Annotated in this window: 12 protein-coding genes; 11 read left to right on the top strand and 1 reads right to left on the bottom strand. The window is 49.2% G+C overall.

Annotated elements, in window-relative coordinates:
- The 5 genes from WCO51_00895 to WCO51_00915 all read left to right on the top strand — a co-directional run.
- The coding region (locus WCO51_00895) for a PLP-dependent transferase (GenBank protein MEI6511817.1) at nt 1–508 on the top strand (508 nt) is incomplete at its 5' end.
- On the top strand, nt 465–1,712 hold the full coding sequence (locus WCO51_00900) for a homoserine O-acetyltransferase (protein ID MEI6511818.1): 1,248 nt from the start codon (nt 465–467) through the stop codon (nt 1,710–1,712). The genes WCO51_00895 and WCO51_00900, both read left to right, overlap by 44 nt.
- Nucleotides 1,696–2,301 carry a methionine biosynthesis protein MetW gene (gene metW / locus WCO51_00905; GenBank protein MEI6511819.1) on the top strand — a complete coding sequence of 202 codons (606 nt, stop codon included), beginning with the start codon at nt 1,696–1,698 and terminating at the stop codon, nt 2,299–2,301. The genes WCO51_00900 and metW overlap by 17 nt, the downstream gene beginning before the upstream one ends.
- Nucleotides 2,302–2,562: 261 nt before the next feature.
- Entirely contained in the window at nt 2,563–3,159 is a 597-nt protein-coding gene (locus WCO51_00910) for a methyltransferase domain-containing protein (GenBank protein MEI6511820.1), read from the top strand.
- A gap of 241 nt (nt 3,160–3,400) precedes the next feature.
- Nucleotides 3,401–6,499, top strand: a complete 3,099-nt coding sequence (locus WCO51_00915; protein MEI6511821.1) for an SEC-C metal-binding domain-containing protein — start codon at nt 3,401–3,403, stop codon at nt 6,497–6,499.
- A gap of 145 nt (nt 6,500–6,644) precedes the next feature.
- On the opposite strand, the gene WCO51_00920 is transcribed toward WCO51_00915, so the two are convergent.
- Nucleotides 6,645–7,577: a restriction endonuclease gene (locus WCO51_00920; protein ID MEI6511822.1), complete on the bottom strand. Its 933-nt coding sequence runs from the start codon at nt 7,575–7,577 to the stop codon at nt 6,645–6,647.
- Nucleotides 7,578–7,872: 295 nt separating this feature from the next.
- On the opposite strand from WCO51_00920, the gene glyS reads away from it, so the two are divergent.
- The 6 genes from glyS to rpoC all read left to right on the top strand — a co-directional run.
- On the top strand, nt 7,873–9,987 hold the full coding sequence (gene glyS / locus WCO51_00925) for a glycine--tRNA ligase subunit beta (protein ID MEI6511823.1): 2,115 nt from the start codon (nt 7,873–7,875) through the stop codon (nt 9,985–9,987).
- 159 nt (nt 9,988–10,146) lie between these two features.
- A complete protein-coding gene (locus WCO51_00930; protein ID MEI6511824.1) occupies nt 10,147–11,253 on the top strand; it encodes a hypothetical protein in 1,107 nt (368 codons plus the stop codon).
- A gap of 99 nt (nt 11,254–11,352) precedes the next feature.
- Nucleotides 11,353–12,129, top strand: coding sequence for a ribonuclease H-like domain-containing protein (locus tag WCO51_00935; protein MEI6511825.1), 777 nt, complete (start codon nt 11,353–11,355; stop codon nt 12,127–12,129).
- Nucleotides 12,126–13,277, top strand: coding sequence for a pyridoxal phosphate-dependent aminotransferase (locus WCO51_00940; GenBank protein MEI6511826.1), 1,152 nt, complete (start codon nt 12,126–12,128; stop codon nt 13,275–13,277). Before WCO51_00935 ends, WCO51_00940 begins: the two co-directional genes overlap by 4 nt.
- Before the next feature lie 381 nt (nt 13,278–13,658).
- On the top strand, nt 13,659–17,684 hold the full coding sequence (gene rpoB, locus WCO51_00945) for a DNA-directed RNA polymerase subunit beta (GenBank protein ID MEI6511827.1): 4,026 nt from the start codon (nt 13,659–13,661) through the stop codon (nt 17,682–17,684).
- Nucleotides 17,685–17,754: 70 nt separating this feature from the next.
- On the top strand, nt 17,755–22,100 hold a 4,346-nt coding region (gene rpoC / locus WCO51_00950), incomplete at its 3' end, for a DNA-directed RNA polymerase subunit beta' (GenBank protein MEI6511828.1).

A 22,100-nucleotide genomic window follows, 5' to 3' on the forward strand; every position in this document is an offset into this window, starting at 1 on the left:
TATCATAAAGGCCCGCGTGCAGATGATGCGCGATTTAGGACCTGCAATCAGCCCGTTCAATTCATTTTTATTCATACAAGGTTTGGAAACACTCGCGCTACGGATGGAGCGGCACAGTGCCAACGGGATGAAAGTCGCTAATTTCCTTAAGAATCATCCGAAAGTCAGTTGGGTTGTTTATCCCGGTCTTGAAAGTGATCCGAACCATGAGGCAGCAAAGAAATACCACAAACGCGGACTTTACGGAGCGATTGTCGGTTTTGGCATCAAGTCCGGCTATGAGGGAGCGCTTAAGTTTATCGATAAATTACAGCTTTTCTCGCTCCTTGCCAACGTGGGGGATGCTAAATCGCTCGTGATTCATCCATCCAGCACAACACATCAGCAGCTTAGTGTTGATGAGCAGGCTGCGGCAGGCGTTACTCCGGATTTTATCCGTCTTTCGGTTGGACTCGAAGATATTAATGACATATTGGAAGACCTCGACCAAGCGCTCAGTGCCAGTTAATAGCATGGCAGCATTAAATCCAAAGGAAAGCAAGGCTTCTCCAGAAAGCCATGCCGCTGTTGTGCCGCCACAATATGACGGAGTTGGTTTGGTAGAAACTCAATACTTCGAGTTCCCCTGCCTAGACCTCGAAGTTGGCAAACGCCTAGAGCCGGTTACTCTCGCTTACGAAACCTATGGGACACTTAATGAAAAGGGCACGAACGCAATTCTTATCTGTCATGCCTTAACCGGCGATGCGCACGTGACAGGTTGGCATAAAGGGGCAAATGTTCCGGGTTGGTGGCACAACTGCGTGGGGCCGGGTAAGGCTTACGATACCGACCGCTATTTCGTGATTTGCAGCAATGTGATCGGCGGATGCATGGGAAGTGTCGGCCCACCGAGTATTAATCCCGCAACCGCTCAGCCCTATGCGCTTGATTTTCCCTTTGCAACTATCGGCGATATGATTAACGCTCAGAAACATTTAGTTGATCATTTGGGCATTAAGAAGCTGCTTTGCGTCACCGGCGGCAGTATGGGTGGGATGCAAGCGCTCCAATGGGCGGTCAGTTACCCAGATCAGGTTCAAACTGTCGTGTGTATTGCCGCTAGTGGGCGTGAAACCTCTCAGCAGATTGCATTCAATGAAGTCGGCCGACGTGCGATTATCACCGACCCTAATTGGATGGGGGGCAATTATTACGGCAGAAGCATCCCTTCCGCTGGGCTTTCAGTCGCCCGAATGATTGGCCACATCACCTATATAAGCGATGAGGCGCTGCACTCGAAGTTTGCCCGAAAGCTGCAGGATAAAGAGAAATTTGATTACCACTTCGACACCGAATTTGAGGTCGAGAGCTACCTTCGCTATCAAGGCGATAAGTTCGTCCAGCGTTTTGATGCGAATTCATACCTTTACCTCACTCGCGCGGTGGACTACTTCGACCTATCGGCTGATTTTGGCTCGATTAATCAAGCATTCTCAGCGGCGAAATCACGGTTTTTATTTATCGCCTTCTCATCCGACTGGCTTTATCCGCCTCGGCAGGTGAAAGAGCTTGTTAAGGCCGCCAAGTCAGCCGGGCGCGATACCACTTATGTTGAAGTCGAAACACCCGTTGGGCATGATGCTTTCTTATTGGGCAGCGAAACCCAAACAGCTGCAATTTGCAACTTTTTAACCGCAGAACAGGAGCGATTTAATGAAGACGCTTCCTGAAACCCTCAACACCCTTCGAGTGGATCATGATGAGATCCTACGGCTCATACCGGAAGGTTCGCGCGTTCTCGATCTCGGTTGCGGCGACGGCACGCTGCTTATTCGATTGATTAACGATCGAAAGATAACCGGCCAGGGGGTCGAGATTGATGCTCAGGCGATTTTAGAATGCGTTGGGAAAGGCCTCAGCGTTTATCACGGTGATATCGACGGCGGGTTGGGGATGTATGAGGACAACACGTTCGATTACGTAATTATGAACCAGACCCTGCAAGTCCTGCATCATCCGCAACTGGTACTGCGCGAGATGCTGCGGGTGGGAAAATATGCGATCGTGAGCTTACCGAATTTCGCGTTTTGGCGAGTGCGAAGCCAGTTATTCATAAAGGGCGTGATGCCGATAAGTGAGGATCTGCCCTATGACTGGTTCGATACGCCAAATATCCATTTATGCACTGTGAAAGATTTCTACGGTCTTTGCCGCGTTGAAGGGCTAAAGGTTGAGGCCACTCGTTTCGTGGGTTCCCCCCTCGCAACCATATGGCCTAACTTATTTGCTCGTACGGCTATATTTGTCGTTAATAGATAACCTGGAAGATAAGTTTATTTTTGGACAAGTATTTTGTCCGTTAGCTGTGCCCGTGTCAATCTCCTCTTTGCCTTAGGTTTAATTTTAGCGATAGGCCTTCCCCCATATTTATGACTTCGCCGAAAAAGGGGGAGGAGACAGGTTGGGTAAGCCTTTAGCTTTTCTCTTGTCACAAATCCTCACTTTCCCCTTCAGCTTTTGCCACAAAAGACCGATAAATATACGGGGGCGCAGTTCTTTACCCCTATAGGGGAGGAAAATATGATTGCTCAAGTTGAAACGGCTGTTAAAAAGCTGCATCTTGGTTGTGGAAAAGACATAAAAGCTGATTGGACTAATATCGACTTATTGCCGGGCTTTGGAGTCGATATTGTGGCCGACCTCGATCAATGCCGCACAACACCACTGCCCTTCGAGGATAACAGCTTCGATGAATTCCTGGGAAGTCACCTCTTGGAACATCTTCACGATCCGTTAAGCTTAATGCAGGAACTCCATCGCATTGCAAAACCCGACGCATTAGCTACTTTTAGAGTTCCCTATGGCGGCAGTGACGAAGCCTACGAAGACCCCACGCATGTCCGTCAATACTTCGTCAATTCATGGGGTTACTTCTCTCAGCCATTCTATTGGAAAGCCGATTATGGCTACCGCGGCGACTGGATAATCAATAAACTTTATCTTCTTGTTTCACGCCAACGATATGAGGGACAAAACCCGCAGCAGATTTTTAACGAAATCATGATGTTCCGCAACGTCGCAATCGAAATGGTCGCCGAACTAATCGCCGTCAAACCCATTCGAGAAGCCAAATCCGAACTTCAAACGCAGCCAAATATCGAAATACAACTAATTTAATAGTCAAATATCAAGTCCGCATATAACAGATATGCGGACTTTTCTCATTCAAGAACGGTCCCCTCTCCCTCTTTGGATTAAGATTAGAATTTCCGAAACCACTTCTGTCTCCTTGGGAAATAAGGGGATTTGCATGTCCCATGAATCATCCTCATTGGGCTTCAGGCATCCAGCCACTTGGCGAATAGGGTAAAATTATCATAGCTGGGGCGATAATTCGTCTCAGCGAGGTGCATCTTCTATGGCAATGAATTTCTTTAGACGGTTTTTCGATACAAGTGAACGTGAAGTTAAGGCTCTCATGCCCACCATCCAGCGCATTAATGAGATGGAAGAGGACATGAAGAAGCTTTCGCTAGAGGACTTCGGACGGAAGACCGATGAGTTCAAAAAGCGCCTTGAGAATGGCGAAACTCTCGATGATATCCTTCCTGAGGCGTTCGCTCTTTGTCGTGAAGCGGGCAGGCGTACTCTCAATATGCGTCACTTCGACGTTCAGCTATTAGGCGGGATTGTGCTTCATCAAGGGCGCATTGCCGAAATGAGAACGGGTGAAGGTAAAACGCTTGTTGCGACCTTGGCGCTCTATTTAAATTCGCTTGAAGGCAAAGGCTCACACCTCGTTACGGTTAACGACTATCTTGCTCGACGTGACGCAATCTGGATGGGGCCGATTTATCACATGCTTGGCCTATCGGTTGGAATCATTCAAGGCCAAAGCGCTGAATCGGACGAGAGCGGTGGCTCCTATATTTATCATCCCGGCTTCGAGTCGGATGACCCGCGATATATGCACTGCCGTAAGGCTGAAAGACGCGAAGCCTATTTATGCGACATAACCTATGGCACTAACCACGAATTCGGCTTTGATTACCTGCGCGATAATATGGCTTTTGATGCTGAGGAACTGTCTCAGCGAACACTCAAATACGCCATTATCGACGAGGTAGATAGCATTCTAATCGACGAGGCTAGAACCCCGCACATCATCTCAGGCGCGGTACAAGAGGATGTTTCACGCTATAAGCGTTCAGACCAGGTTGTAAAACGGCTCATGGCAGAGCGCGATTACAAACTCGATGAAAAGGCGCATTCCGTCACTCTTACAGAAGAGGGCATTGATCGTGTTGAGCAATTACTGGGAATCCCCAACCTAACTGAAGATCCTGAGGAGATGCACTTCGTTAATGCTTCACTGAAAGCATATGGGCTTTATCACAAAGACAAAGAATACGTCGCGAAAGACGGAGAAATTCTTATCGTCGATGAGTTCACCGGGCGATTGATGTTTGGTCGACGTTTTTCTGATGGACTTCACCAGGCAATTGAAGCCAAAGAAGGCGTCCCCATCAGGCAGGAGAACCAAACCATCGCGGTTGTCACTTTCCAGAACTTGTTCCGCCTCTACAAAAAACTCGCCGGCATGACCGGTACGGCTAAAACGGAAGAGGACGAATTCCGAAAGATTTACGGTCTGGATGTTGTGCTTGTTCCAACCAATAAGCCGATGATCCGAACGGACTTCCCCGATCAAATATATAAGACTGAAGAAGCAAAATTCAGAGGGATCACCTTTGAGCTACTTCGGCTTTATGCAAAGCAGCAGCCGGTTTTGGTTGGCACCCGTTCAATCCAGATGTCGGAGCGAGTTTCCAGCCGTCTGACTTTCGATCGCCTCCAATTGGCCTGCGCGGCTCGCAAGCTGCAATTATTCTTCGAATCGGATAAGAAGCAGCCTAAAGATAAGAAACAAGCTTGGCGCACAATGCTGATGAAGCGTATCGACCAAATTTCACCAAGCCAAGTTCAGCAAATTGGCCGTGAAGTGGACGTCAACGTTAAGATGACCGATCAGGAAAATATAGAGTGGTTGCGAAATCAATTTAAGCTCGAACCAGGCGCTGATGAATATCTCGAAGAAGCGCTTAAGCATGGTATCCCGCACAACATCTTGAACGCGAAATACCATGAGAAGGAAGCTTTGATTATCGCTGAAGCCGGTGTAAAAGGCCGCGTCACGATTGCTACCAACATGGCAGGCCGTGGTGTAGACATTCTTCTAGGCGGTACTATTCTTCCCGAAGACTTGAGACAGCAGCGTGAAGAATTAGATGAACTCGAAAAAACGACTGCTGCCCATGAAGAAGAAGAAATACCTGAGTTCACTCCGGATGCTCCGGTCGCCGGCAACATGGATGATGAAATCCCGTTTGGCGAAACATTTGTGTCGTTCCGAAGAGGAGGAAAGCAGCGCGCTGCGCCTCCATTACCACTCGACCAGCAGCAGCGTTCAGTCCTGGCTGACGAAGTGCGCAAATTGACTGGTGTCTATATTCTTGGCACAGAACGCCATGAGAGCCGCCGTATTGACAACCAGCTCCGCGGCCGTAGCGGTCGCCAGGGTGATCCCGGCGAATCTCAGTTTTTTGTCTCTATGGAAGACGAACTGATGCGCTTGTTCGGCGAAAAGACCACTAATAACCCCCTTCTAAGGGCTTGGCCTGAGGAAGAGCCGCTGGCAACTAACGTCCTTTCGAAGATGATCGAAAAAGCGCAGCAAAGAATCGAGTTCCAGAACTTCCAATCCAGAAAGTATGTTTTGGAATATGACGACGTCTTGAACGTTCAGCGCGATCTTATCTATAAACAGCGTCGACAGGTGCTTTTAGGCGAGGCGAACCTGGATGAGGTTGTTTTTGCCTACTTGCATGAGATCCTCGAAGAACGTGTGAGTATCTATGTGACGGATAGTGTCCCACAATCCGAATGGGATATTGAAGGCCTTTACAAGAACTTATGCGAATACTTTCCTCTTCCCAATTTTGCCCAGCCAGAGGATCTTAAGGGCAAGAAGAGCGGCGATCTTGTCGAAATGCTCTGGGAGTTCGGCAAAACAGCCTACGAGCAGCGCCTGGAAGAGTTTGGCTCGGATGAACTGCATGAGTTAGAACGATATGTTATCTTGCGTGCTACTAATAGTAAATGGATGGAGCACCTAGCGCAAATGGATTATTTGCGTGAAGGGATCGGGCTTCGCGGTTATGCTCAAATTGATCCACTCGTTGCCTATAAGAAAGAGGCATTTGAGATATTCAAGGATACGATGGCGAACATTCGCAACGAAGTCATTATGTGGGTGTATCACGCTCGCGTTCAACCACAGACAAGGCGCATGGTCACAATGGATGACAATGATCAAGGACCTGCAAGTGGCGGCAATGGAACCCCCCGTACACCGCGATCTAATACCCCCGCTGACCCTTCAGCAGGTAAAGTAGGCCGCAACGACCCCTGCCCCTGCGGCAGCGGTCTAAAGTATAAAAAGTGCCACGGTAAATAATAACCCCAAGGCGCGGCCAAAAACCGCGCCCTTTTCTTTTTCAAGCGACAACTGGCCGGATTGTGCTTTGCCGACGCCTTTTGTGCGTTGGACTTGGTAGGATTCGGGGATGTCAAAGAGGGCTTTTGGGATACAGAAGACGTCTCTAGCCTTCGAAGAAATCCGAATCAACGCGTTTCACATCGTAGCGCTTTACAAGGGCAACGCCTAAGTCATACTCGATCATCAGTCTGGACAACTCGAGGCCATCGATCAGGGAGAGGGTAAAGCTCTTGTTGCTACGAGCATATTCGAGAGCGCTCTTGCTAAACGATGACGTCGTGATGAAGACTCCTTTGGTTGCGCCTTGCCCGCTAAGCGCACCGACGAAGGCTTGTATTTCCTTACTACCAACGGAGCCGTTGTCCCACCGTTTGGCTTGTAAATAGATCTTGTCCAATCCCAGCTTATCTTGGTTAATGACGCCGTCAATCCCCCCATCTCCTGATCGGCCAAGAGTCTTGCCAGCTTCCATGTCAGGCCCGCCGTAGCCGAGCTTGAGCATCAGTTGGACAATCGCCTGCTCAAAAAACGCAGGCGTTACGCTCTTAACCACTTGTAGTATCTCCTCGGCAAGAGCCTCTCGGTGCTCTTGATAGGCGGCATCCATGGTCTCCGCTGGCGTTTGCTTCTCCGCGCTGATGCTGTCCTGGTCGTCCAAGAGGCCTACAGAAACGCCAGTAGCCTTGCTTCTGGTTCGCCTCTGGAAATCAGCGAATTCTGGAAAACACGTCAGATCGCTTGGCTTGATTGGGTTTGGTGCGACTTTGAGGTAATCGAGACCCCGTTTGGTAATTCTGTAAATCCCTCGGCTTTGATTCTCCAGCAGTTTGGCTTGGCGAAGATATGTGCAAGCCCACTGAACGCGATCGCTCAAACGTGTTTTCTTGCCCGAGGGTGTCGGATCGTCTCGCTCTTCTTGAGTCAGGTGGAATAAACCTGCAATAGAGACTTCAACGTCTTTCCATACCCAGTCTCGTCCATCCGCGAGTACTTCTAGGACGGGACGCAAAAAACGATGGAATTCAGGTACGGGCATAATGATCCTCCTGCTCGGCACGCATAGATTCGTTCTTGTCGAGCATACTCCCTATTTTTACACAAGACAGCCTGAATTCCTGCAAGTTTTTTTAACCACCCCCCAATCCGCTTATTCTTTTGTAGGGGCGTAGCTTGCTGCGCCCTCCGGAGAACAGGGCAAGCCCTGCCCCAACATCGGAAGATAAATATTCCCCTATACACCCATTGGAAAGGGGGACATATTCGGATATGCCTTTCGCCTCTTGGGTAGGGTATCCTTTTCTAGCGAGAATTGTGGATGAAGGGAAGCTAACATGCCTGATCTATTGCTGGAAATTGGTACGGAAGAGATACCGGCCGTTTATATGAGTGACACCCTTGAACAGGTGGAACATGTATTCAAAACAAAGCTTGAAGATGCTCGAATCGAATTTGAAGATGTTCGAATGTTCGGCACACCACGGCGCATAGTTATAAGGGTGCTTGGGGTAGCGGAACAACAGCAGGATCTCAAACGAGCTGTTCGCGGGCCTGCTGTGAAGACTGCTTATGATGCTGAAGGCAAACCCACCAAGGCTTTAGAGGGCTTCTTGCGTGGCCAGAGCATTACTATCGACCAACTTATGCGAATCGATACTCCTCAGGGTGAATATGTAGTCGCTTATAAGATCGATGAAGGCAGAGTGACAATCGAAGTATTAGCCGACTTAATCCCCGAATTAATTAAAAATCTTGCATTCCCCAAGTTCATGCGCTGGGGAGAGGCGCGTATAAAGTTTGTTCGCCCCATTCGCTGGATTCTTGCATTATTAGGTTCAGATGTCATTCCCTTCGATATAGACGGTATCAAAAGCAGCAATAAATCTCGTGGTCACCGATTCCTTGCTCCTGAAGAATTTACAGTTACTGATGCGGATGATTATTTCCAGGGTATCAGGGAAGCTTGGGTTATGGTGAACCCGTCTGAGCGTGAAACCGTGATTCGTGAAGGGGTTGAAGAAATCGCCGAATCAGTTGGAATTCCTGTGATTGATGCCGACTTGCTCGATGAAAATGTCTTTTTGGTGGAGTACCCGACGCCTCTGTTGGGTAAGTTCGACGAGTCTTTGCTCGAATTACCCGAAGCAGTGCTAATTACCGCCATGAAGAAGCATGAAAAGTTCTTCCCCATCCGCGACAAAAACGGCAAGTTAACCCCCTACTTTGTCTCTATTCGAAACGGAAATAAGGAAAACCTTGATACCGTTCGCGAGGGTAACGAGCGAGTACTGACAGCTCGTTTCAATGACGCCAAGTTTTTCTTTGATGAGGATTTAAAGCATAACCTCGATTACTTCGCCGGCCGACTCGACCGATTGGTTTTCCAAGAAAAATTGGGCACGATTAAGGCCAAGATTCAACGGCTCGAACATATCGTTGCCAAGCTGGGCGAGGCTGTTGGCTGGGATTCTGAAACAAGGGCAATGGCTCTTCAGGCAACTCATATTTCTAAAGCTGATCTTGTAAGCGGCATGGTTGTCGAACTGCCATCCCTTCAAGGAGTGATTGGAGGCGAATATGCTCGTAGAGAAGGGGTTTCTGAGTATGTTGCGGAAGCAATTGAACAGCATTACCTGCCGAAAGGGGCAGGCGATCACATACCCGACAACCTCTTGGCCCGAGCGATCTCGCTTTCAGATCGCATCGATACTTTAGTCGGTTATATCGGACTTGGCTATATGCCAACCGGTTCGAGCGATCCATTTGCCCTTCGACGAGCCGCTCAGGGAATTGTAGAGATTTTGGCGGAAGAAGATGATTTTCCCACTATCTCGGAATTGCGTTCATGGGCATACGAAGCCTTCCAAAAGCAGGAAATCACTCTAGAGCCGGAAGAAAAGGTTACAGAAAACCTCAATGCCCTCTTCCAAATCAGATTGAGTTCACTCTTAGAACAAGAGAGTGTGCGCTATGACCTGGCTCGCGCAGCGATGAACGCCGGTTGGACCGATTCGGTAAGCCGTTTAGTCGCCCGCGCGCTGCTGCTTCAAGAGTTTTCGACCACGGAATATTGGCAAACGGTTGTCACAGCCGCAGTGAGGCCTGCCAATATCATCAATGCGGCCCGAAAGAACAAGATCGATTTTAGCGAGAAACTCAGTGATGTGGATGAGAACCTGTTTGAAGCTCCGGAGGAAAACACCCTCTTCCAAGCCGTCACTGCAATATCCCCTGAAATCACTGGCTATGAGCGTATCGGTCAATATGACAACATTTTCGAAACATTAGCGACACTCGCTGAACCTATCAATCAAGTATTCGATGCGGTAATGGTTATGGCTGAGGATCCCGCCAAACGCAAAAACCGCTTAACCCTAATGGCAGGCATCAACCATCTCTTCCTTTCTTTCGCCGATTTCACTCAAGTTGTTACAGAGGGTGAGGGTTAGAAGATAATTTACGTATAAGTAGGGGATGGTCTTTCAGGTCATCTTATAATGCGGTAGGTCGGTCTTGCGACCCTCCGCATTTTCAGCAATATAAGCTTTAGAATTCGAGAACGATTGACTTAGCTTTAAAGCTGCAAAGCTCTCGAAAAGGAGTGTTCGATGCATCAGATACGAGTTTTACGATACGCATTAATCGCTTTATTTGTCATTTCGTTGGGCATCTGTAGAGCGCAGCAAACCGAGGTCTCCCAACCGGTTGTGACAACACCTCCAGCTACTTTAGCCCCAAAACTGGCCGTTAAACCAAAATCAACAGTTCCGTTAATCGCAACAATTAATGGAACACCCACCACGATGGCCGAGTTCAACCGGTTAACAAAGCTTTACCAAGCCACCGGTAAAATGTTAAATAAGGGGAAACCTATCAGCAAACTGGATGCAGGCACAAAGGTTCTAACCGATTTAGTGTCACAGCAAGTTGCTTTGTCCTATGCTCGGCTTAAGAATGCTTACCCCACCGATCAGCAGGTCGAGAGACAACTCACAATTCAAAAACGTCTCGATCCCGCCTTTATTAAATCCTATACAAAAAGCGGCCGAACGATGGCGGATATTAGAAACAGCATTCGCGTTTCTCTTGCGATGTTAAATGTGCTTTCGCAAAGGGTAACTGTTAGCCCGAAAGAGATTGCTGAAGAGTACAAGACGGTTTTAAGTGACCCGCGTCCGAACCCCATCAACATTCCCGCCATAGTTGGTTTAAGGGTAATTCTTATTCTCAATCCTCAAGCTAAAGCACAGGCTGAAGCGGAACTTAAAGCCGGAGCATCCTTTACTGCTGTGTGTAAAAAATACGCTGACCCAGGACTTGCCAAAATACCAGCCAATCGAGGGGGACCTGGTCGGTTGCCCGAAACGGATGTCTACAGAGTAGGAATGTTTTTCGGCCCTGAGGTATCAAAAGCGGTGCAAGCAACTCCGGTCGGAAAAACGACGCCTTGGATCCAAGTTTCAAAGAAAGGGCCGAACAATCAAGTAATAACCGCTTTTATTATTGCCAAGGTCGAAACCAAAAAGCCCGGCAAGCTTATGCCTCTCAACGAAGATATTAAAGAGCTTATTCGGCAAACAATCGTAGTGAGGAAGTCTGATCAGGCCGACTATAGGAAGAGCTTGGAGTCGTTACGCAATAAAATCCAGATCGACATCACAACTGAACCTTGGAAGTCACATTACGCAAAAGTCGAAGCAACAAAGAAACCTTAATATAGATCTCATCCATAACTATTGTCTGGCGGTTTCAGCCGCCAGACAACCTAACTTATTTTTTAAACCTGCCATATAAGAATCGAAGTGAAGATAAGTATGTTACGAGCTACATTTTTACACTCACCGGGAGTTGGGCCGGAGACTGAAAGAAGGCTGTGGAGACAGGGGGCGAGCGATTGGGAAACCTTTCTGCGAAACCCTGAACGATGGAACCTACCTGTCGGCAAGAGGGAACTACTTATAAACGTCCTTGAAGAGTCGGCAGAAGCATTAGAAAAGAAAGATTTCCCTTACTTTGCCCGGATGTTGCCCTCTCAACATCGATGGCGAGTTTTCCCCGATGTCATCGATAAAATCGGCTATCTTGATATTGAAACGAACGGCGATACCCATGCCGGTTCTGTAACTGTGGTTGGGCTTTATACCGACGGACAAATGTACTCCTTTGTAAAAGGAATGAATCTACACCTCTTCCCTGGGATTGTCGAACAATGCGATGCGTTGGTGACATTTAATGGAAATGCTTTTGATATCCCAATCTTGGAATCACTCTTTCCAAAGGCAGGGCTTAGAAATAAAATCCATATTGACCTCTGTCCGACATTGCGCAGGCTTGGTTTAAAGGGCGGACTAAAGATTGTTGAAGATATTGTGGGGATCGAACGGTCTTCCGAAACACATGGGCTTAATGGATGGGATGCCGTGCGGCTTTGGTATCAATATCAAAGGGGCAACAAAGAAGCTTTGGAAATACTCTTGAAGTACAATAAGGAAGACTGTGTGAACCTCGAACCGCTAATGCAACATGCCTACCAGGGGTTAAAGGCGCAATTATTTGACCAGAACTGCAGACAAGGAGCAGAAACACAATGAGTACAACAAATCGAATGGGCAAACGAACGAGCAAAGTCAAGCCGTTTATGGTCATGGATGTGCTAGCGAGAGCACAGCAATTAATGGCCGAAGGGCGATCGATTATTCGCCTGGAAATTGGTGAACCGGATTTTCCGACGCCCGCATGCGTGGTTGAGGCGGCGCAGAAGGCTTTGGGCGAAGGTGCCACCACTTATACCCACAGCCTTGGCCTTCTCGAATTACGGGAGGCCATTTCGGAATATTACTTCAAGAACTACGGTGTCGAAGTTTCACCTGCAAGAATTCTTATCACAATGGGTTCCTCAGCGGCATTAACTTTGGCGGTGGCTTCAACAATTGAGGCTGGTGAGAAGGTTCTACTGACCGATCCGGCCTATGCTTGCTATCCGGCGTTTTTACATCTTACGGAAGCTCAGCCATTGTACGTTCCCCTTGATGAGAGCGATGGTTTCCGCATTCACCCTGAGCAAGTGCTTCCCTATGCCGATAAGGCCAAAGCAATTATCATCAACTCACCTGCCAATCCAACAGGTCAGATGGTCGAACCAGAGACACTGGCCGCTCTGGCTAATTCAGGGCTAACCGTTATCTCCGATGAGATTTATCACGGCTTGACATACGGCAAGCGCGCGCATTCGATTTTGGAATTCACCGACCAGGCGTTCGTGGTTGATGGTTTTTCGAAACGCTATGCGATGACCGGTTGGAGGTTGGGTTGGTTGGTTGCGCCGACAGAATATGTGCGATCCGCTCAGATATGGCAGCAGAATTTATTTATCTCTGCCTGTCATTTTGCGCAAAAAGGCGGCGTTGCAGCTATACGAGAAGCTGGTCCCGAACTCGAACGAATGCGCGGTATTTATCATGAGCGTCGAGACTATATTGTCAGCGCATTACGCGAACTTGGATTTGGCCTGCCGGTAGCGCCAGATGGCGCTTATTATGTCTTGGCTAACGCGAAGTTTTTGGATAGCGATGCGCTCCGGTTGTCCCGAGCAATCTTAGAGGAAGCGGGGGTAGCGATCACGGCTGGGGATGACTTTGGGGAACTTTCACACGGATATATTCGGTTCAGTTATGCCAATTCTCTTGATAACCTCAAAGAAGCTGTCCGAAGAATTCGAGAATGGATATCCAAGCGCTAAGACCATCGATCTCTGGGCTTACCTCGCATATCCAACAGCTTTTAGAAAGTTGAAATATTTGTATCTCTCTTTCAACTAAACATGGAAGATAAATATTAGATATCTACAATTGAATAACAAACTGAATCTGCATAGCGGGGGACAAAGTTGCCCTCCGCTATGAGCTTTTGCATGCGGTATTTTAAAAGCTAAGGGCAGCACAAATTCGATTTGTACTTGAATCTTGACAATGGGTTCAACCTGTGGTATGATAATTTTGTCTTCTGAAAAAACTTCATAAATGTCTTCAAAGTTAATCGACTTGCACCCCTTTATCGGTTGACAAAGGTTTATTGTCTCTGCCATAATCTTCTTTTGCGCCACTTGGCCGGGAGGACATTCATGAAGGAGATTAAACACTCTTCCAAGTACATTAACCACGTGCAGGAAGTGCCTAGTCTCACCGAGATTCAACTTGACTCCTACAAATGGTTCCTCGAAGAGGGCTTACCAGAACTATTCCAAAGTTTTTCGCCTATTTGGGATTTTACAGGGAACCACTACATTGAACTTTTAGATTTCGTACTGGGCGAACCTAAGTACAGCGTTAGTGAATGCAGGGACCGCGATATGACGTTCGAGGTCCCTATTCGTGCGCGTGTGCGGTTGGGCGGAAAAGAGCGCGAAGTCATCGAATCCGAGGTATACCTCGGGGACCTTCCGCTCATGACCGACATGGCCACTTTTATTATCAATGGTCGTGAACGTGTTATCGTCAGCCAGCTCACTAGGTCGCCAGGACTATACTTCTCGGACGACGTCGATTTCTCAATGCAGATTTTGGTGATGTCAAAAGTCATCCCATCTGAAGGTCCATGGTTGGAGATTGAGAGCGACCCGAACTCCGTTGTCCGCACTCAAATTCATCAAACGAAAAAGCTGCCGTTTACGCTTCTTCTTAAGGCAATGACCTCGATACCCGAAGCGAAGGCGCCTGTCCATCTCACTTTGGATAGAGCGATTCATTGCCGATTGGAAGAACCGATTGTCGATGCGGAGACCGGTGAAGTGCTCGCCGAAAAAGGTTCGGTTGTGACCGATGGCCTTATTGCAAGTCTTCCTGAGACCATGCGAACCCAAAAAGTACTGGTCTCATATGTTTGCTCAACGAATGAAGACCTCTTGTTCACCTTCGGCCGCCGCGAGATACTTGAGAACCCAACTAAAGAGCAATTAAACGGCAAGCGTGCGCTTGAAGATATTATCGACCCCAAAACGAGTAAGGTCATCGTCAAGAAGCTCGGTAGAATTGAACGGGCTACTGTTGAGAAGATCGAAAAGCTCGGTCTCGAGCGTCTCGAAGTCCTCAACGTGAACCGCTATATCGAAGCTACACTCGATCAGGACCCATCGCACGATGCGCATGAGGCATTACTCGATATCTATCGGCGATTGCGTCCGGGTGAACCGGCTAATGAGGAATCTGCACGTCAGCAGTTGTTCTCGTTATTCTTCGACAGCCGCCGTTATGATTTGGCGAAGGTCGGGCGCTATCAACTGAATAAGAAGCTGGATCTCGACGTACCTCTCGATGTGCGTCACCTGACAGTTGAAGATCTAGTTCAAACCCTGTTTTACATGGGCGAAGTCCGTGAAGGAAATGAGGGTTCGGACGACATCGACCACTTGAGAAACAAGCGCATTCGGTCGGTCGGCGAACTGCTCCAAAGTCAGCTACGACTTGGTTTCTTGCGTATGGAGAAAGTCGCTCGCGAACGAATGACATCGCAAGACCCTGAACACATTCTGCCAAGCGTCATACTCTCGATCAAGCCGATTTCGGCCAGCATCAAGAGCTTCTTCAGCAGCAGCCAGTTATCGACGTTTATGGACCAGACCAACCCGCTATCGGAGTTGGTTAATAAGCGACGTTTATCGGCTTTAGGCCCTGGCGGTCTTAGCCGAACGAGCGCCAAGCTGGAAGTTCGTGACGTTCACCGTAGCCATTACGGACGCATCTGTCCTATCGAAACGCCTGAAGGTCCGAACATCGGTCTTATTGGCCAGTTAACGGTCTATGCAAAGATCGACGATTACGGCTTCATCGAGACACCTGTACAAGTAGTAAAGGCTGGCAAGGTAACGAAAGAAATCATCTATCTATCCGCTAGCGAAGATGATCAGATGAAGATCGCTCCTGCCGACGTGAAATTGGACGATGAGGGGAATATCATCCCCGAGACGGTCCAGGTACGTTACCTAAGCGCTTACCCGTTGGTGCCTCGGCTTGAAGTCGAATATATGGACGTTTCGCCGGTGCAGATCATATCGATTGCTACTGCGTGTATTCCGTTCCTCGAGAACGACGACGCAAACCGCGCGTTGATGGGCGCGAACATGCAGCGACAGGCAGTGCCGTTGCTCGTTACCGAGTCTCCTATCGTGAAGACCGGCTATGAGCGATACGCTGCGGTCGACTCGGGAGCTGCCATTATTGCGCGCAAGCCCGGTTTGGTCGAATATGTGACTTCGGGTGAAATCAAGATTCGTCCTGATGAGCCGGACGGCACAGAGATTGATGGTTTCGATTACTACAAACTGATGCACATGCAGCAGTCAAATAAGTCGACCTGCTTTACGCAGAACCCGATTGTAGTGCCGGGGCAACGTGTTGTAAAGGCACAGCCAATTGCCGACGGCGCATCATGCGATAAAGGCGAATTGGCGCTTGGACGCAACGTAATGGTCGCGTTCATGCCATGGGGCGGTTACAACTATGAAGACGCCATACTAGTTTCCGAGCGGCTCGTAAAAGATGATGTTTACACATCCATCCACATTGAGCGCCATGAGACAGAGGCAGTTGACACCAAGCTTGGCCCTGAGGAAATCACTCGTGATATTCCGAACGTGGGCGAAGAAGCATTGAAGGACCTCGACGAAAACGGCATCATCCGCATCGGCGCTGAGGTGCGACCTGAAGACATTCTAGTTGGTAAGGTTGCTCCGAAGGGGCATGTCGAGATGACTGCTGAAGAAAGACTCATTATCGCCATCTTCGGTAAGAAGGCAGAGGAGACGAGAGACGTCTCGCTACGATTACCGCACGGCGAAAAGGGTCAGGTTATCGATGTCAAGGTGTTCGCGCGCTTCAAGTACCTGTGCCAGAACAATGATTGTAAACATATCCACAATCTGAGCAAGCGACCGGAGAGAATGATCTGCGACCGTTGTGAGGGTGAACTCAAGCAGTTGCCTGGTGATGAGCTTCCGGCGGGTGTCAACCACCTGGTACGTGTGTTCACTGCCCAAAAGCGAAGATTGATGGAAGGCGATAAGATGGCTGGGCGGCACGGCAATAAGGGCGTTATCTCGAAGATTATGCCTGAAGAAGACATGCCATTCCTGCCTGACGGCACGCCGGTTGATATCGTGCTCAACCCGCTCGGAGTTCCTTCTCGTATGAACATCGGGCAGATTCTGGAGACCCACCTTGGTTGGGCCGGCGACGTACTGGATTGCAAGTTCGTCAACCCGGCATTCGAAGGTTCGACCGAAGCGGAAATTCTTACCGAACTCGACCGAATGGCCGAGAAACTGCGACGCGATGTGCTGACCAATTATCTTAGCTCGGAGCTTGATTTGAACGTGAAGTTCACACGCGGCTCGACCGTTATTAAGATGCTGGCCGCAGTTCGCGAAGAGTTGCAGAAAGTATCGGAAGATAAGTTAGAGCAAATCAGCAAATCCGTTGCCGGTCCTATCGTCAACCCGCTCTTACTTGAGCAGGCTGAGGAAAAGGAAGAAGTCTTCGATGAGGAAACTCCGGAAGTGGAAGAGGAACCTAACAACGCTCCTGCGGAAGTTCTCGACGGCATCGTTGAGCGCATCCGACAGAACGTATGGGTTCGCTGCGGTGTTGACGAACACACTGGCAAATGTACGGTTCGTGACGGACGATCCGGTGACGCGTTTGAAAACCCTGTCACTGTGGGGATGATCTACATTTTGAAGCTAGAGCACCTTGCAGATGAGAAGATACACGCCCGTTCGATTGGGCCTTACTCGCTGGTTACCCAGCAGCCACTCGGTGGTAAAGCGCAGTTCGGCGGACAGCGGTTCGGTGAAATGGAAGTTTGGGCGCTTGAAGCTTACGGCGCAGCCTACATGCTTCAAGAGATCCTGACTATTAAATCGGACGACGTCATGGGCCGTGTAAAAACCTATGAATCTATTGTTAAGGGCGAGACGATGCACGAACCCGGAATTCCGGAATCGTTCAAAATCCTCGTTAATGAAATGAGAAGCCTCTGCCTAAAAGTTTCGGTAGAGGACGCCCAAGACAAGGAAATCGATCTAAAACAACTCGAAGAGCTGGCGACGGGTGATGACTGGCGATTATCGCGGTCCGCCGGTTTCTTCGCCTAGCCAACCTATAGAAAAAGAGCGGAGGTTGAACCCACCTCCGCTCCGTTACCATAAAAGGAGCTATAGCCGCATGGCTGATGTAAGCCTATTTGATAAAGTACGTATCGGTATTGCCTCGCCCGAGGATATTCGCGCTTGGTCGCATGGTGAGGTAAAAAAGCCGGAAACCATTAACTATCGCACCTTCAAGCCGGAACGGGACGGCCTCTTCTGCGAGCGCATTTTTGGACCTGTCAAGGACTGGGAATGCCATTGCGGGCGTTATAAAAAAGTTAAGTATAAAGGTATCGTCTGCGAACGGTGCGGTGTTGAAGTGACACGGCAAAAAGTGCGTCGTGAGCGTATGGGACATATTGAGCTCGCAGCGCCGGTTTCTCATATTTGGTATTTAAAAGGCGTCCCAAGCCCCCTCGGCCTTATCCTTGACATCTCCCCACGCTTGTTGGAAAAAGTTATTTATTTTGCTTCCTTCATTGTCACAGAAGTTGATCGTGCATCAATTCAAGGGTCAGTTGATGAAATGCGCGAGGCAATTGAGCTTGAAAAGATAGAGATTAAGGCCAACACGGAAATTGAGCTTGAGAATTTACGTCAAAGGTTCGGGGCTGAGATCGAAGAAAACCGCGAAATCTGGACTGAAGATCAAATTAAGGATCGCCAAAAGAACCTTCAAGAACGTCTTAAGCAGCAGGAAAAAGAAGCTGATGACCGTTCGAATGAATTTGATGCTGCTCTGGAATTGATCAGTAAGATCGAGAAACGACAGCTCATTGATGAAGATAAGTATCGGGCAATCGACCGACTGCTGGATGTTGCCAGCCGACGCCTTGGTAAGGATTTCACTCACTTACTTCAAGCAGGTATCGGCGCAATTGCAGTCCGAGAGCTGTTGAAGGAAATCGATCTTGAAAAGCTCGCAAAAGAGCTTACAGCGGAAATTTTGACTACACAGGGGCCACGCCGAGCGCGTGCTATCAAGCGTTTGGAGATCGCCAAAGCGCTCATCGATAGCAAGAGCCGACCTGAGTGGATGATTTTGGAAGTGGTTCCTGTCATTTCGCCTGAGCTTCGACCGATGGTCCAACTCGATGGCGGTCGATTCGCCACCAGTGACTTGAACGATCTTTATCGACGTATCATCAATCGCAACAACCGATTGAAGAAGATTATTGAAATTAAGGCGCCTGAAAGCATCATCAACCACGAGAAGAGATTGCTTCAAGAAGCGGTTGATGCGCTTATCGATAACGGCCGGCGCACACGCCCAGTAGTGGGCAGTAACAATCGCCCGTTGAAATCACTCTCTGATATGCTTAAGGGTAAGGAAGGCCGCTTCCGCAAGAACTTGCTTGGAAAGCGCGTTGATTATTCCGGCCGTTCGGTTATCGTCGTCGGGCCTCACTTGAAGCTGCACCAATGCGGTCTACCGAAGGAAATGGCGCTCGAGTTGTTCAAACCGTTCGTCATGAAAACTTTAGTCGAGCGTGGCGCAACGCAGAACATCAAGACTGCCAAGCGGATGATCGACCGTATGCACCCGCTGGTGTGGGATGGACTTGAAAAAGTAATTAAAGAGCATCCTGTGCTTCTAAACCGTGCGCCTACTCTTCACAGATTAGGTATTCAGGCTTTCGAGCCGGTGCTGGTCGATGGGAAGGCTATTCAGATCCACCCATTAGTTTGCCACGCCTATAACGCTGACTTTGACGGTGACCAGATGGCGGTGCATGTTCCGCTATCGGCATCAGCGCAGGCAGAAGCCCGCATATTGATGCTTTCGACTCACAACTTATTCTCTCCTGCGGATGGTCAGCCGATCGTAGCTCCTATTCAGGACATCGTTCTCGGCAGCTATTATCTCACTCAGATTCGAAAGGACCTGGGGGTTTATCCGCAAACGTTCGCTAGTCCTGAGGAAGCGCAATTCTTCTATGAGCAGCACGAAGTTACTCTGAACCAACTTGTTAATGTTCGTTTAACAGTGAATGGCGATGAAGAACCAAGCATCTTCGAGACGACTGTTGGTCGGCTTATCATGAACGATGTCCTGCCGCCAGCGCTCAAGTACACGAAGAAATACCTTACAACGACGCTGACTAAGAAAACCATTGCTGAATTGGTTTCCGACTGCCGCGAGCAGACCGGTCACGAGCGCACTATTCAGTTGCTTGATGACCTTAAGGAGATGGGTTTCCTTTATGCAACCAAGGGAGCAGTCAGTATCTCGATGACCGATATGGACTCGCCCGAAAAGCGTATTCAGATCATTCGTGATACGGAGGAAGCCTGCAAGAAGATCGACCAGCAGTATAACCGTGGTCACTTGACGGCGCCCGAGAGGAAACAGCGCGTTTTGGATGCATGGATGAAGGCTTACGATAATGTATCGAAAGCTATCATCGAAGCGATTGACCAAACGAACCCGTTATTCATCATTACGGACTCCGGCGCTCGTGGATCAATGAAGCAGGTCACACAGCTCGCCGGTATGCGTGGATTGATGTCCGATCCATTTGGCAACATCATCGAAGACTTGCCGGTACGTTCGAACTTCCACGAAGGCCTTAGCGTTTTCGAGTACTTCGTAAGTACGCACGGCGCTCGTAAGGGTTTGGCCGACACCGCTCTGCGAACTGCAGACGCCGGTTACTTAACCCGTCGCTTGGTGGACGTTGCTCAAGATGTCATCATTCGTAATGATGATTGCAATACAACTGAAGGTATTACCGTCAGCCGCATTAACCTAGATGGCGAACTCATCGAGAAGCTTGGTGATCGTATTCGCGGACGCACATCGCTTAATGAAGTGCGCGATCCAAGCAATAATGAAGTCATCTTGAACATTGATGATATTATCAGCGACGAGCAAGCAAAGCGCGTCACTCTCGTTGACAACGTGTTTGCCAAGGAGTTCGAAGCGGTAAAAGGCAAAGGGCGTGAAGCCATTAAGGAATTCGGCCGTAAGTACGAGGAATTCGGGTTCGTCTTTGACGAGCATGATGCGCTTGCGGTTGCCATACGATCAACGTTGACCTGCGAATTGCAGCAAGGTGTGTGTGCGTTGTGCTATGGCCGCGACATGGCGACCGGTCGAAAGGTCGAAATCGGCATGGCCGTCGGTATCGTTGCCGCACAGAGTATCGGTGAGCCTGGAACTCAGTTGACGATGCGTACTTTCCATACGGGAGGCGTTGCAGCGGCAACTACCCTTGTAGGCGTTAAAGACGTTAAACGACAAACAGGCGCTGCCCTGCGAGAGATTATGTCCGACCAGGATCGTGGTCTGTTGCAGTTTACCGGTGAGGAGATGTTGGACCTCCGCACTGAGCAACAACGAATTGTCCGCGAAATTACGCAAGGGACAACCAGTGCGGAATTTGCCGAAGAGCTGGCAAACCAAAAGCCCGCTCCTAAGGCGAGCACATCTGGAAAGACTGCTGAGAAGGAATCAGAAGACCGCTCGAAGAAGATTATGCGTAGCTGGATGCAGAAGCTGGTCAAGCTCCTTGAGAGCGAAATCGGCGGTATCCTTCGCGTAGAAGAACTTTTCGAGGCAAGGCATCCAAAAGGCGAAGCCATCATTACCGAGTTTGAAGGTCAGGTGGCAAAGGTCGTAAAAGCCGACCGTGGACGCTGGGTCGCCATTCGAACGAGTATCGATACCGCCGATTCAACCTCTGCGGGTAAAGCGGTTGCGGATGACGTTGTTGATCCTGATTCAGGGGATGTTATCGTTCATGGCGCGGCTGAAATAACTGAGAAGGCTCTTGTGCGAATGCGCAACGCCGGCATCAACCACATAGACGTTATTGAACTGATATTGGTACCTTACCGAGGTACTTTAATGGTTCAAGAAGGTGATTACGTTCGCGCTTCGGACCGCTTGACGTTAGGGCCGTTGGACCCGCATAAGGTTCTCGCTCTGCGAGGAGTGCGCGGTATCCAAGACTACATTGTTCGCGAAATCCAGACCGTTTATAAAGGTCAAGGCGTTGACATCAACGATAAGCATGTTGAGATCATCGCTCGCCAAATGCTTAGAAAACGTAAAGTAAAAGATCCGGGCGATACGATGTATCTACCGGGTCAGGTTGTGGACCGCTTCGTGTTCGAGCATCAGAATGAGCAGATTATCGAAATGCTTGCGAACGGCGAGAAGTTCCAATATACCGATCAGCAAACCGGCGAAGAGATGGAGCGCGATCCCAAGACCGCAACCGCCGACTGGGTGCTTCTTGGTATCACCGAGGCCTCTTTGGCAACGGAAAGCTTCCTGTCCGCAGCTAGCTTCCAGAAGACGACGCGTGTCCTCACTGAAGCTGCAGTGCGCGGCAAGAAGGACGATCTGGTTGGGCTTAAAGAGAACGTCATTATCGGACGTCTCATCCCAGCCGGAACGGGCTTCCCTGCATACCG

This window comes from bacterium (assembly GCA_037131655.1).
Lineage (GTDB): Bacteria > Armatimonadota > Fimbriimonadia > Fimbriimonadales > JBAXQP01 > JBAXQP01.